Origin of the sequence: Streptomyces ambofaciens ATCC 23877 (assembly GCF_001267885.1) — a bacterium.
GTDB classification, from domain to species: domain Bacteria; phylum Actinomycetota; class Actinomycetes; order Streptomycetales; family Streptomycetaceae; genus Streptomyces; species Streptomyces ambofaciens.
This window is the reverse complement of sequence record NZ_CP012382.1, coordinates 4,248,042-4,260,254: the sequence shown is the minus strand read 5'-3', so window position 1 is coordinate 4,260,254 and position 12,213 is coordinate 4,248,042. Positions and strand designations below refer to the sequence as shown.

At 72.5% G+C, this 12,213-nt stretch carries 12 protein-coding genes; 3 read left to right on the top strand and 9 right to left on the bottom strand.

Annotated elements, in window-relative coordinates:
- Window positions 1-4: 4 nt before the first annotated feature.
- The 6 genes from SAM23877_RS19025 to SAM23877_RS19000 all read right to left on the bottom strand — a co-directional run bounded on the left by SAM23877_RS19025 (window position 5) and on the right by SAM23877_RS19000 (window position 5,463).
- Window positions 5-580, bottom strand: coding sequence for a SigE family RNA polymerase sigma factor (locus SAM23877_RS19025; RefSeq protein WP_053142636.1), 576 nt, complete (start codon window positions 578-580; stop codon window positions 5-7).
- A 498-nt stretch (window positions 581-1,078) separates the two neighbouring features.
- On the bottom strand, window positions 1,079-2,155 hold the full coding sequence (locus tag SAM23877_RS19020; protein ID WP_053134538.1) for an aspartate-semialdehyde dehydrogenase: 1,077 nt from the start codon (window positions 2,153-2,155) through the stop codon (window positions 1,079-1,081).
- A complete protein-coding gene (locus tag SAM23877_RS19015; protein ID WP_053134529.1) occupies window positions 2,155-3,432 on the bottom strand; it encodes an aspartate kinase in 1,278 nt (425 codons plus the stop codon). The genes SAM23877_RS19020 and SAM23877_RS19015 overlap by 1 nt, the downstream gene beginning before the upstream one ends.
- Before the next feature lie 348 nt (window positions 3,433-3,780).
- Window positions 3,781-4,440, bottom strand: coding sequence for a DUF5063 domain-containing protein (locus SAM23877_RS19010; protein WP_053134525.1), 660 nt, complete (start codon window positions 4,438-4,440; stop codon window positions 3,781-3,783).
- On the bottom strand, window positions 4,433-5,032 hold the full coding sequence (gene recR / locus SAM23877_RS19005) for a recombination mediator RecR (protein ID WP_007451877.1): 600 nt from the start codon (window positions 5,030-5,032) through the stop codon (window positions 4,433-4,435). Before recR ends, SAM23877_RS19010 begins: the two co-directional genes overlap by 8 nt.
- 86 nt (window positions 5,033-5,118) lie before the next feature.
- Window positions 5,119-5,463 (bottom strand): YbaB/EbfC family nucleoid-associated protein, encoded by a 345-nt coding sequence (locus SAM23877_RS19000; RefSeq protein WP_079030300.1) that lies wholly within the window; start codon window positions 5,461-5,463, stop codon window positions 5,119-5,121.
- 254 nt (window positions 5,464-5,717) lie between these two features.
- On the opposite strand from SAM23877_RS19000, the gene SAM23877_RS18995 reads away from it, so the two are divergent.
- On the top strand, window positions 5,718-6,476 hold the full coding sequence (locus SAM23877_RS18995) for an SLATT domain-containing protein (protein ID WP_053134519.1): 759 nt from the start codon (window positions 5,718-5,720) through the stop codon (window positions 6,474-6,476).
- A 156-nt stretch (window positions 6,477-6,632) separates the two neighbouring features.
- Here SAM23877_RS18995 and SAM23877_RS18990 read toward each other — a convergent pair whose 3' ends face one another.
- From SAM23877_RS18990 to SAM23877_RS18980, 3 genes are all read right to left on the bottom strand, one after another.
- The gene (locus SAM23877_RS18990; protein WP_053134517.1) at window positions 6,633-8,507 is read right to left on the bottom strand and encodes a serine/threonine-protein kinase; all 1,875 of its coding nucleotides are present in this window, start codon (window positions 8,505-8,507) and stop codon (window positions 6,633-6,635) included.
- 88 nt (window positions 8,508-8,595) lie between these two features.
- On the bottom strand, window positions 8,596-9,060 hold the full coding sequence (locus tag SAM23877_RS18985; protein WP_053134515.1) for a MarR family winged helix-turn-helix transcriptional regulator: 465 nt from the start codon (window positions 9,058-9,060) through the stop codon (window positions 8,596-8,598).
- Complete coding sequence (locus tag SAM23877_RS18980; RefSeq protein WP_053134513.1) at window positions 9,057-9,668, bottom strand: DJ-1/PfpI family protein; 612 nt, start codon at window positions 9,666-9,668, stop codon at window positions 9,057-9,059. The genes SAM23877_RS18985 and SAM23877_RS18980 overlap by 4 nt, the downstream gene beginning before the upstream one ends.
- 237 nt (window positions 9,669-9,905) lie before the next feature.
- On the opposite strand from SAM23877_RS18980, the gene SAM23877_RS18975 reads away from it, so the two are divergent.
- Together SAM23877_RS18975 and SAM23877_RS18970 are read left to right on the top strand one after the other, a co-directional pair.
- Window positions 9,906-11,261, top strand: coding sequence for an aspartate aminotransferase family protein (locus SAM23877_RS18975; protein ID WP_053134511.1), 1,356 nt, complete (start codon window positions 9,906-9,908; stop codon window positions 11,259-11,261).
- Window positions 11,262-11,486: 225 nt separating this feature from the next.
- A complete protein-coding gene (locus SAM23877_RS18970; protein WP_053134508.1) occupies window positions 11,487-12,188 on the top strand; it encodes a GntR family transcriptional regulator in 702 nt (233 codons plus the stop codon).
- Window positions 12,189-12,213: the final 25 nt, after the last annotated feature.

Sequence of the window (12,213 nt, the reverse complement as noted above, 5' to 3'; positions counted from 1 at the left end):
TCGCTCATACCGGTGCCTCCATGGCCACCCTGAGCGCCGCGATGCCCCGCGAACCGTACGCCTTCACCGAGCCGAGGGATATGCCGAGCGTCTCGGCGACCTGCGCTTCGGTCATGTCGGCGAAGTACCGCAGGACCAGGACCTCGCGCTGGCGGCGCTGCAGCCCCTTCATCGCCTTGATCAGCGAGTCCCGCTCCAGCTGGTCGTAGGCGCCCTCCTCCGCGCTCGCCATGTCCGGCATGGGCTTGGAGAGCAGCTTGAGCCCGAGGATGCGGCGGCGCAGCGCCGAACGGGAGAGGTTGACGACCGTCTGACGCAGGTACGCCAGGGTCTTCTCCGGGTCGCGGACGCGTTTGCGCGCCGAGTGGACGCGGATGAAGGCCTCCTGGACGACGTCCTCGCAGGAGGCGGTGTCGTCGAGGAGGAGGGCGGCGAGGCCGAGCAGCGACCGGTAGTGCGCCCGGTACGTCTCGGTGAGGTGGTCGACGGTGGTACCCGCCGCCACCACGTCCTCCGCGCCGTCGCGCTGGTTCGATATGCGGGCCGGCCGCGCTGCGGGCATGGGCGCGATCACCGGCATGCCGCCGGTCGCGCCGACCACACGGGGACGGACGGACCGGACGGGTGGCCGCACGGCGGGGCCACGCGTTGCCGCGGGAAAATCGAGAACCTCTGCCACGCCAGTTGGACACGCCCACCCCCATGAGGGTTGTACGCGCCGGGCGTCACGTTCCCGTGTCTGTCGGACTGCCGTCCGACTGACGGTGCGTCATAGGCACTCATCGTCCCGCTCTTCCCTTATGTCCCATGTGAACGAGCGTCCCCACGCCCGTCCTCGGCGTCCCCACGCCGACTCACGCGTCTCCGCGCCCTGAATGGGTGACCGCAAAGACGCTCCCCGCCCTCCGCACGGTTGCGGAGGGCGGGGAGGAAATCCTCTGATGCCACGGGTGCCGGGTACAAGTAGTCCGGACCAACTTCCGGATCACATCTCGTCCATGAATCCTACAAAGCAACCCCACGGCGGCGGCCAGGGCTTTTCGTTCCGGTCGTCCCGGAGGACCGCGGCCGGTCCCGGTCAGCGGAACTCGGCCGCCACCACTTCCGCGATCTGCGCGGTGTTCAGCGCGGCGCCCTTGCGCAGGTTGTCCCCGCAGACGAAGAGTTCGAGCGCCGTCGGGTCGTCCAGCGCGCGGCGCACCCGCCCGACCCAGGTCGGGTCGGTGCCGACCACGTCGGCGGGGGTGGGGAACTCGCCCGCGGCCGGGTTGTCGAAGAGGACGACGCCGGGCGCGGTGGCCAGGATCTCCCGGGCCCGGTCCACCGTGACCTCGCCCTCGAAGCGGGCGTGCACCGTCAGGGAGTGCGTGGTGACCACGGGGACCCGTACGCACGTGACCGCCACCGGCAGGTGCGGCAGCCCGAGGATCTTGCGGGACTCGTCCCGTACCTTCATCTCCTCCGAGGACCAGCCGTCCTCGCGCAGCGACCCGGCCCACGGTACGACGTTCAGCGCGACCGGCTCCGGGAACGGCCCGGTGTCGTCGCCGACGGCCCGCCGCACGTCACCGGGGTGGGTCCCCAGCTCGGTACCGGCGACCAGGGACAGTTGCCGGCGCAGCGTCTCGACGCCGTCCCGCCCCGCCCCGCTCACCGCCTGGTAGGACGAGACGACCAGCTCGCGCAGCCCGAACTCGGCGTGCAGCGCGCCCATCGCCACGATCATGGACAGCGTCGTGCAGTTGGGATTGGCGATGATCCCGCGCGGCCGCATCCGCACCGCGTGCGGGTTGACCTCGGGCACGACGAGCGGCACGTCCGGGTCCATGCGGAACGCGCCGGAGTTGTCGACCACCACCACGCCCTTGGCGGCGGCGACGGGCGCCCACTGGGCGGAGACCTCGTCGGGCACGTCGAACATGGCGACGTCGACCCCGTCGAAGGCCTCCTCGGTGAGCGCGACGACCTCGACCTCCTCACCGCGCACGGTCAGCTTGCGGCCGGCGGAGCGCGGTGAGGCGATCAGTCGGATGTCGCCCCAGACGTCCGCGTGCTGGGACAGGATCTGGAGCATGACCGTGCCGACGGCGCCGGTCGCTCCGACGACGGCCAGGGTGGGCCGCCCGGTGCGCCCGGCGCCTTGGATGGCGGACATCAGCGCCCGGTGCCCCCGTAGACGACGGCCTCGTCGCTGTCGGAGTCGAGCCCGAAGGCGGTGTGCACGGCGCGGACGGCCTCGTTCACGTCGTCCTTGCGGGTGACGACCGAGATGCGGATTTCGGAGGTCGAGATGAGCTCGATGTTCACCCCGGCGTCGGACAGCGCGGTGAAGAAGTCGGCGGTGACGCCCGGATTGCTCTTCATGCCGGCGCCGACCAGCGAGATCTTGCCGATCTGGTCGTCGTAGCGCAGCGAGTCGAAGCCGATGCCGGCCCGGCTCTTCTCCAGCGCGTCGATGGCCTTGCGGCCCTCGGTCTTCGGCAGGGTGAAGGAGATGTCCGTCAGGCCGGTGGAGGCCGCGGACACGTTCTGCACGACCATGTCGATGTTGACCTGGGCGTCTGCGATCGCGCGGAAGATCGCGGCCGCCTCGCCCGGCTTGTCCGGCACACCGACGACCGTGACCTTGGCCTCCGAGGTGTCGTGCGCGACACCGGAGATGAGGGCCTGCTCCACCTGCTTTTCCCCTTGCTTGATCGGCTCGCTGCTGACCCACGTGCCCTGGAGTCCACTGAAGCTGGACCGGACGTGGATCGGGATGTCGTACCGGCGGGCGTACTCCACACAGCGGTGGAGCAGCACCTTGGAGCCGGAGGCCGCGAGCTCCAGCATGTCCTCGAAGGAGATCCAGTCGATCTTCTTCGCCTTCTTCACCACGCGCGGGTCGGCGGTGAACACGCCGTCGACGTCGGTGTAGATCTCACAGACGTCCGCGTCGAGCGCGGCGGCGAGGGCGACGGCCGTGGTGTCGGACCCGCCCCGGCCCAGCGTGGTGATGTCCTTGCTGTCCTGGCTGACGCCCTGGAAGCCGGCCACGATGGCGACGTTGCCCTCGTCCACCGAGGTGCGGATGCGTCCCGGCGTCACGTCGATGATCCGGGCCTTGTTGTGGACCGAGTCGGTGATGACTCCGGCCTGGCTGCCGGTGAACGACTGGGCCTCGTGACCCAGGTTTTTGATCGCCATGGCCAGCAGCGCCATGGAGATACGCTCCCCGGCGGTCAGCAGCATGTCGAGTTCGCGCCCGGCAGGGATCGGGGATACCTGCTCGGCGAGATCGATCAGCTCGTCCGTCGTGTCGCCCATCGCGGAAACGACGGCGACCACCTGGTTGCCGTTCTTCTTCGCTTCCACGATCCGCTTGGCGACGCGCTTGATGCCCTCGGCATCGGCTACGGAGGAGCCTCCGTACTTCTGCACGACAAGGCCCACGTGCGCTCCTCGCTCAGTCCGTCTCTTTCCGCACGTACATATATGTACTGCGGTCGGCTCATTTTACCGAGCGTCCGGATTCCGCCACTGCGGTATCGCATGATGAGACCCGGGTACTCGCTCAGGCTGGCTCATGCCCAGGCGGACGCGGGTCACTCGGGAAAGTGCGGTGAGTCACACGTTCACAAGGCCCGGTGCGCTGTGTAAAAGCCGAAGTCGGGCGCGGGGCGACCCGCGAGGAGGGTGGTTCGGGGGCCGGTGGGCGCGGGTGCCGAGCGAGCCTCGCGCCGGCCGGCGTGTGACCGCCCGCGGCGTCCTACGTCGACGCGAGGGCGCTGCCCGGTGCCGTCACTTGACCGGACGCAGGCCCAGGGGGCCGGCGATCTCCTCCACCATGACCCGGCCGGCCTCCCGCTCCAGGGCGTCGTCGCCGAGGTCCTGGTCGGTGTCGAGGCCGTCCAGTTCCTCCAGGGGCTGGTTCAGCCTCACGTGCGCCACCACGGACTGCAGCGCCCGCAGGGTCGCGGAGGCCGTGGAACCCCAGTTGGAGAAGTAGGAGAACTGCCACCACCACAGGGCCTCGGTGGTGCGGCCCGCCTTGTAGTGGACCATGCCGTGGCGGAGGTCGGTGATGACGTCGGTGAGATCGTCGGAGATGCGGGCCGGGACCGGGGCCTTGCGCGGTTCGTACGGGTCGAAGACCTCGGAGTAGACGTCGATCGGTTCCAGGAGGCGGGCGAGGTTCTCGCGGAGTTCGTCCACGTCGAGTTCCGGGCCCGGGTCGGGCTCGTAGCGCTCGTCGGGGACGATGTCCTCGTGGGCGCCGAGACGGCCGCCGGCCAGCATCAGCTGGGAGACCTCCAGGAGGAGGAAGGGGACCGCCGAGTCCGGTTCGTCGCCCTTGGCGACCTCGGTGACGGCGACCAGGAAGCTCTCGATCTGGTCGGCGATCTGGACGGCGAAGTCGTCGGGGTTCTGGTTCGTCGCGTGCAGCGTGGCGTCAGACATCTAGGAGTCGTCTCCCCTCGAAGGCGCGGCCGAGGGTCACCTCGTCCGCGTATTCCAGGTCGCCGCCCACAGGGAGGCCGCTGGCCAGGCGGGTGACCTTGAGGCCCATGGGCTTGATCATGCGGGCGAGGTACGTGGCCGTGGCCTCGCCCTCCAGATTCGGGTCCGTGGCCAGGATCAGTTCCGTGACGGTGCCGTCCGCGAGGCGGGCCAGCAGTTCACGGATACGGAGGTCGTCGGGGCCGACTCCGTCGATCGGGCTGATCGCGCCGCCGAGCACGTGGTAGCGCCCGCGGAACTCGCGGGTGCGCTCGATGGCGACGACGTCCTTCGGCTCCTCCACCACGCAGATGACGGACGGGTCGCGACGCGTGTCACGACAGATGTTGCACTGCTCCTCCTGCGCGACGTTCCCGCAGGTCGCGCAGAAGCGGACCTTGGCCTTCACTTCCATGAGGGCCTGGGCGAGCCGCCGTACGTCGGTCGGTTCCGCCTGGAGGATGTGGAAGGCGATCCGCTGCGCGCTCTTGGGACCGACGCCGGGCAGCCGCCCCAGTTCGTCGATGAGGTCCTGGACCACGCCTTCGTACAACGGACTGCCGTCCTTCCTGAGATACCTGCACTACGTACGGTAGAGGGCTTTGCCCGCTCTGAGAAAGGCGGGCGGGCGCGGCAGGCTCAGAAGGGCAGGCCGGGGATGCCGCTGCCGCCGCCCAGGCCCTGGGCGAGGGGGCCGAGCTTCTGCTGCTGGAGGGCCTGCGCGTTCTCGTTGGCCGCCTGGACGGCGGCGACGACCAGGTCGGCGAGGGTCTCGGTGTCCTCCGGGTCCACCGCCTTGGGGTCGATCACGAGGCCGCGCAGCTCGCCGGAGCCGGTGACGGTGGCCTTCACCAGGCCGCCGCCCGCCTGCCCGTCGACCTCGGTCCTCGCCAGTTCCTCCTGGGCCTGGGCGAGGTCCTGCTGCATCTTCTGGGCCTGCTGGAGCAGCTGCTGCATGTTGGGCTGGCCACCACCGGGGATCACGTTCAGCTCCTGTCGCCGCTGTCGCCGCGGGCTCGCCGCGGGTTTTTGCCGTTCGGCACGAGCCTACGTGGTCCGGGCGGCCCTCGCTCCAGCACTCTTTCGAGTGATATCGAGCGCTCCCTATACCTGATCAAGGCCCTCTTCCGGGCGGAAAAGCGGCTGAACCCGAAGCTCGGCCACCCGTTGGGCGGTAGGAAGGTTCCGGCGCATGAGGTCTTCAGGTCCTCACGGACGGTGATCGGTAGGGAGTGCGGGTGGGTCAGCCGGAGATGCAGCCCGAAGGGCCGCCGCACGACGGGCGGGGCGGCGAGGGGCCGGCCGGGCTGCGGCCGGGCGACCTGACCGGCCGGGCGTTTCCGCTCGGGGACTGGGCGCTGCCCGCGGAGCGGCTGGACGAGCTGTACCGGTGGGTGGAGCGGGGCGCGCTGGACACGGCCGCCTGGTACCTGGCGGACCGGCTGTGGAAACGGCGGAGCGCCGTGGCGCTGCGCGGCGGGGCCGCCGCCGGGGCGGTCGCCGGTGCCGCGCTGCCCCTGCTGGACATGTCCGGGCTGGTGGGCGGGGCCGCGCCCTGGGGGTATCTGGCACTGCTGTTCGGGGTGGCGTGCGTGGCCGCGGACCGCTACTTCGGGGTCACGTCCGGGTGGATGCGGGACGTGGCGACGGCGCAGGCGGTGCAGCGGCGGCTCCAGGTGCTCCAGTTCGACTGGGCGTCGGAGAGCGTGCGCGAGGTGCTGGGGCCGGCGGACGGGACGGCGAGCGAGGCGGCCGAGCGGTGCCTGCTGGTGCTGCGGCGGTTCTCGGAGGACATGACGGAACTGGTGCGGGCGGAGACCGCGGACTGGATGGTGGACTTCCGGACCGGGGCCGCGCCGCTGGGGCTCCAGTCGGGAGTGGCCGGCGGGGCGGGCCGCTCGGAGGCCGGGGGCTTCGGAGGCCCCGGCCGGTTCTCGGTGACGCCGAACGGCGCCCGGCCGAACATGCCGCGACAGCGGCCTCCGGAGCCGCGGTAACGGCGGTATGTCCGGCGCCCGGAACCGGGGGGATCGAGGGCGGGCACGCTACCCGGCGTGGCCGGGGGTGTCCTCGACGGCCCTCCCGCGCCACCCCGGCGGCACGACTGCCCGTAGCGGCGGCTGCGGCTGCGGCTGCGGCTGCGGGGACGGGGCCTACTGGCGGCGGTAGGTCAGCTTCTCGTCGGTGCCCGTGTTGGTGCGTTCCAGGGTGCCGTCCGGCAGGAGCCTGACCCGGGAGGGGTCGCCCGGGGTGCAGGTGGTGGCGGGACCCACCGTGACCGTCGAGGGGCCGATGTCCAGGGGGCCGTCCGCGCCGGGGTCGCTGCTGAGGTCGGCCTCGAAGACGCAGTGGTAGGTGCCGTTGCCCGCGGGGCCCTCGGCGACGAGGGACAGGACCGTGTCGCCCACTTCGCCCTGCTGGATGGTGAGCCGCCGGGTGTGGACGCCGGACGCGTTGTCGATGGTGGTGGACCACGTGCCCAGGTACGCCGTGGGGATCGTGCCCTCCTGGACGGTCGGCGACGCCGGCTCGGGCGTCGGGTCGGTCCCGGTCGTCGGAGCCGAGCCGTCCGCGGTGGGACCCGGGTGCTGTGAGGCGCCGGCCGTCACGGTGTTCACGGGGTCGCCGTCGGCCCGGCCGCCGCCGTCGTCGTCCCCGCTCATCAGCGCGTAGACCGAGCCGCCGGCGCCCAGCGCGACGACCAGGGCGACCGCGACCAGCACCGCGGTGGAGCGGCCCCTGCGGGACGGCCCGTGCGGTGGGCCGTAGGCGGGCGGAGGGCCGTAGGGCGGGGTGGAGCCGAGGCCGCCGCCGTGCGGGTGGTACCCGGGTGGGGGCGCCGCGGGGTAGCCGTAGGCCGGGGCGTACCCGTGGGCGGGCGGCTGGGAGTGGCCGTGGGCGGCGGGCGGGGGCGTCGGCGGACTCTGGCCCGCCACCAGGGTGGGGAGGTGGTTCAGCGGGGTGCCGCCGCTGCCCGGCTCGCGCGGGGGCGGCGGGCCGTCCGGCGGCGCGGCGACCGGTTCCCGGTTCGGGGGCGGGTTCCCGCCCGGGGCGGCCGGTTCGGGGCCGGACGCCGCGACGGCGCCCGTACCGGCGGCGCCCGGCGCCTCCGGGTTCTCCGTGTCCAGCAGCCGTACCGCGTGCCGGCCGAGCTGGGCCACCAGCGCGCCGGGCAGCCACGGGTCGCGGGAGCGGCCGTCGGCGACCGTGTCCTGCGCGCCCGTGCGCGCCAGGACCTCGGCGAGGCCGGGGCGCGCTGCGGGGTCCTTCTTCAGGCAGTCGCGCACGAGGTCGGCGATGCCCTCCGGCACCCCGTCCAGGTCGGGCTCCTCCTGCGCGATGCGGAACATCAGGGCGTGCACGCCGCTGTTGGCGGTGCCGAAGGGCAGCGCTCCGGTGGCGGCGTAGGCGAGGACGGAACCGAGGCAGAAGACGTCGCACGCGGGTGTGATCCGGTCGCCGCGCACCTGCTCGGGCGCCATGAAGCCGGGTGAGCCGACGAGCGCCCCGGTGCGGGTGAGTCCGCCGTCGGTCACCGTCTGCAGGGCCCGCGCGATGCCGAAGTCGATGACCCGGGGGCCGTCGATGGTGACGAGCACGTTGGACGGCTTGAGGTCGCGGTGCACGATCCCGGCGGCGTGGATGTCCTGGAGGGCGTGGGCGAGCCCCGCCGCCAGGGTCCGCACCGAGCGCTCCGGCAGGGCGCCGTGGTCGTGCCCGACGACCTGCTGGAGGCTGGGCCCGGCGACGTACCCGGTGGCGACCCAGGGCACGGCCGCCTCGGTGTCGGCGTCCAGGACGGGCGCCGTCCAGTACCCGCCGACCCGCCGCGCGGACTCGACCTCCTGCCGGAAGCGCTCCCGGAACTCCTCCTGCGCGGCCAGCTCCGTGCGCACCAGCTTCACGGCGACCGTGCGTCCGCGGTCCGAGCGGGCCAGATAGACGTGTCCCATACCGCCCGCGCCGAGCCGTCCCAGCAGCCGGTAGGCACCGATGTGCCGCGGGTCCCCGCCCCCGAGCTTCTCCATGTTGCGCCGCCTTCCCCCCGAACGTGAGCAACAGACCGAGGATAGTGCCGGGCGACCTCACGGTGAGCGGGTCTGCTCCACGTTCTGTCTACGGTTCCGTAACGGGCGGGCCGCCGGTCTCCTCCAGCGCCTTCGACAGCCGTTCGACGGCCTCGACCGCCTCCGCGAGTTCCGCGACGGACCCGTACGCCTCGGCCAGCCGGCCGGCGAGGGCCGCGTGCCCGGGGTCGATGCGGGAGACGGCCTCGAAGCCGGCCTGCGTCGGCGCGAGGAGCTTGGCTCGGCGGTGGGCCGGATTGGGCCGGTACTCGGCGAGGCCGCGCTCCACCAGCAGGTCGGCGACGCGCTGCACGCTCTGCCGGGTGATGCCCATCGCCCGCGCGACACCGGAGACGGGCAGCGGCTCGCGCAGCACCGCGCCGAGCACCTGCCACCAGGCGGCGGTGAGCCCGGCGGGGCGGGCCAGTTCCTCGGCGACCGCGAGGAACTGGCCGTTGAGCCGGAAGACGCCGAGCGCGGCGCGGCTGAGCAGTTCCTGGCGCTCTCCGGTCACTCGGCGCCGGCCCTCTCCAGCACGGCGTACGCCTCCGGGTCCGAGTCGTGGAACAACCGGTACCAGGCGTCCAGCACCTCTCCCTCGTACACCCCGAGCAGGCCGAGGACCTCGCGGGCGAAGGCGACCGGCTCGGTGGGCCCCGCGGTGATCAGACCGCCGTCGGTGACCGCGTCGGCCTCCACGTACCGCCCGCCGCCCGCGTAGCCGGTGGCCGCGAGGTAGAAGGAGACGGCGCTGGTGTGCGCGCGGTCGTCGAGCAGGCCCTCGCGGGCCAGTCCGGCGGTGGCGCCGCAGATGGCGGCGACGGGCACACCGGCGTCCAGGAAGGTGCGGGCGGTGCGGGCGAAGGGGGCGAGGTCGTCCGTCGTGTCCCACAGGTCGGCGCCCGGGAGGATCAGCAGGGAGCTGTCCTCGGGGCGCAGGCCGGACAGGGCGAGGTCGGGCTGGACGCGCAGGCCGCCGATGCTGGTGACGGGGGCGGTGGTGGCGGCGACCGTGCGGACCGGGTACCCGGCGCGGGCCAGGAAGGCCGTCGCGTGGCCCGTCTCCCAGTCGGCCAGGGTGTCGTACACGGCGAGGTGGACGGGCTTGCGGGTGCCGTTCATGACTCCTCCTCGGAGCTCGGAACAGGGTGGGCGGCGGAGCACGGCGCACGGCGCACGCCGGGCGGCGCGCGGTGGACCGGGGAGCCCTATGACAGAAGACTGTCATTAAGACAGCCTGCTGTCAATGACCTCCGACCCGCGCCCGCCCGCCGCGTCGACAACCTGTCGTGGAAAGCCCGCGACCCCATACAGGACGCCGATTCCGTTTCCGCATCGCGGACATCTACCCTCGGCCGCATGACCCCTCAGCCCCATCCCCAGGCCGGCGCCGCCGTGAAGGCCGCGGACCGCGCGCACGTCTTCCACTCCTGGTCCGCGCAGGAGCTCATCGACCCGCTCGCCGTCGCCGGCGCCGAGGGGTCGTACTTCTGGGACTACGAAGGGAAGCGCTACCTCGACCTCGCCAGCGGTCTCGTCTACACCAACATCGGGTACCAGCACCCCAAGGTCGTCGCCGCGATCCAGGAGCAGGCCGCGCGGATGACGACCTTCGCGCCCGCGTTCGCCGTCGAGGCGCGCTCGGAGGCGGCCCGGCTGATCGCCGAGCGGACGCCCGGCGACCTGGACAAGATCTTTTTCACCAACGGCGGCGCCGACGCCGTGGAGCACGCCGTGCGCATGGCCCGGCTGCACACCGGGCGGCCGAAGGTGCTGTCGGCGTACCGCTCGTACCACGGCGGCACCCAGCAGGCGGTCAACCTCACCGGCGACCCGCGCCGCTGGGCCTCGGACAGCGGCACGGCCGGTGTCGTGCACTTCTGGGCGCCCTTCCTGTACCGCTCGCGCTTCTACGCCGAGACCGAGGAGCAGGAGTGCGCGCGGGCCCTGGAGCACCTGGAGACGACGATCGCCTTCGAGGGCCCGGGGTCCGTCGCCGCGATCATCCTGGAGACCGTGCCGGGCACCGCCGGGATCATGCTGCCGCCGGCCGGCTACCTGGCCGGGGTGCGCGAGATCTGCGACAAGTACGGGATCGTCTTCGTGCTCGACGAGGTCATGGCCGGCTTCGGGCGCACCGGCACGTGGTTCGCGGCCGACCTGTACGACGTGGTGCCGGACCTGATGACCTTCGCCAAGGGTGTGAACTCGGGCTACGTGCCGCTGGGCGGCGTCGCGATCTCCGCACGGATCGCCGAGACCTTCGCCGAGCGGCCCTACCCGGGCGGGCTGACCTACTCCGGGCACCCGCTGGCCTGCGCCGCCGCCGTCGCCACGATCAACGTGATGGAGGAGGAGGGCATCGTCGCACACGCGGCCCGCCTCGGCGCCGAGGTCGTCGAGCCGGCGCTGCGGGAGCTGGCCGAGCGCCACCCGAGCGTGGGCGACGTGCGCGGGGTCGGCATGTTCTGGGCGCTGGAGCTGGTGAAGAACCGGGAGACCCGGGAACCGCTGGTGCCCTACAACGCGACCGGTCAGGCCGCCACCCCGATGAACGCCTTCGCCGCCTCCGCCAAGGCGCACGGCGTGTGGCCCTTCGTGAACATGAACCGGACCCATGTCGTGCCGCCGTGCAACGTCTCCGAGGCGGAGCTGAAGGAGGGCCTGGCGGCCCTGGACACGGCACTGTCCGTGGCGGACGAGTACACGGAGTAGAGCCCTGCCCGCGGGCGGGCAGGAGGGCGACCCGAACGCGTAAGGTGGCGTGCTCGCACACGGTAGACATGTGTGCGAGTACGCCACTGTTTTGTGTGCGGCACGCCACTGTCCTGTGTGCGGGCACGCCACGGCCTCGCGCGAGCGCGTCGCGGGCACGTGCGAGCACGCCGCAGCCGCGTGCGCGCGTACGCCCCCCGGACGCGACGAGGAGACCGCCCGACCATGCCCGGCCCCAGCGGCGGCGCCGCCGTCACCCGCAGCACCCTGCGGCAGCAGATCGCCGACGCGCTCCGCGACGAGGTGCTCGCCGGGCGGCTCCGGCCGGGGCAGGAGTTCACCGTCAAGGAGATCGCCGACCAGTACGGGGTGTCCGCGACGCCCGTACGCGAAGCGCTGGTCGACCTGTCGGCACAGGGGCTGCTCGACGCCGACCACCACCGCGGCTTCCGCGTCCACGAGTACTCGGTCGACGACTTCCGGAGCATGATCGAGGCCCGCAGCCTCGTCACCGACGGGATGTTCCTCGCCCTCCTCGCCGACCGGCGGGACGGACCGAGCCCGGACGACCCGCGGATCGCCGCCGCTCTCGCCGGGGTCCGCCGCCGCGGCGAGGAGGCGCAGCGCGCCGCCGCGGCCGGGGAACTGACCGTCCTCATCGGCTACGACCTGCGCTACTGGCGCGAGCTGGCCGTCCTGTTCGGCAACCGCTACCTCGCCGACTTCCTGCACCGGCTGCGCGTGCAGAGCTGGGTGTGCACGGTGCAGCACCTGCGCCGGCTCAGCGACCTGCGGGGCGCGCTGTGGTCCGGGCACACGGAACTGGTCGACGCCCTCGCCCGCCTCGACGCCCCGGCCGCGCGCTCGCTCGTCGACGCGTACAACGCCCACTCGCTCGCCCTCATCGAGCGGCTCGCCGACGGATGACCAACGCCTGAGGTGTCGTGGTCCG

What these genes read in the sequence shown, in the direction of transcription:
- SAM23877_RS18970 (WP_053134508.1), top strand. Translation starts at nt 11,487, where the DNA reads ATGCCCGGCCCCAGCGGCGGCGCCGCCGTCACCCGCAGCACCCTGCGG.
- SAM23877_RS19025 (WP_053142636.1), bottom strand. Translation starts at nt 580, where the DNA reads ATGCCGGTGATCGCGCCCATGCCCGCAGCGCGGCCGGCCCGCATATCG.
- SAM23877_RS19020 (WP_053134538.1), bottom strand. Translation starts at nt 2,155, where the DNA reads ATGTCCGCCATCCAAGGCGCCGGGCGCACCGGGCGGCCCACCCTGGCC.
- SAM23877_RS18975 (WP_053134511.1), top strand. Translation starts at nt 9,906, where the DNA reads ATGACCCCTCAGCCCCATCCCCAGGCCGGCGCCGCCGTGAAGGCCGCG.
- SAM23877_RS18990 (WP_053134517.1), bottom strand. Translation starts at nt 8,507, where the DNA reads ATGGAGAAGCTCGGGGGCGGGGACCCGCGGCACATCGGTGCCTACCGG.
- SAM23877_RS19010 (WP_053134525.1), bottom strand. Translation starts at nt 4,440, where the DNA reads ATGTCTGACGCCACGCTGCACGCGACGAACCAGAACCCCGACGACTTC.
- SAM23877_RS18980 (WP_053134513.1), bottom strand. Translation starts at nt 9,668, where the DNA reads ATGAACGGCACCCGCAAGCCCGTCCACCTCGCCGTGTACGACACCCTG.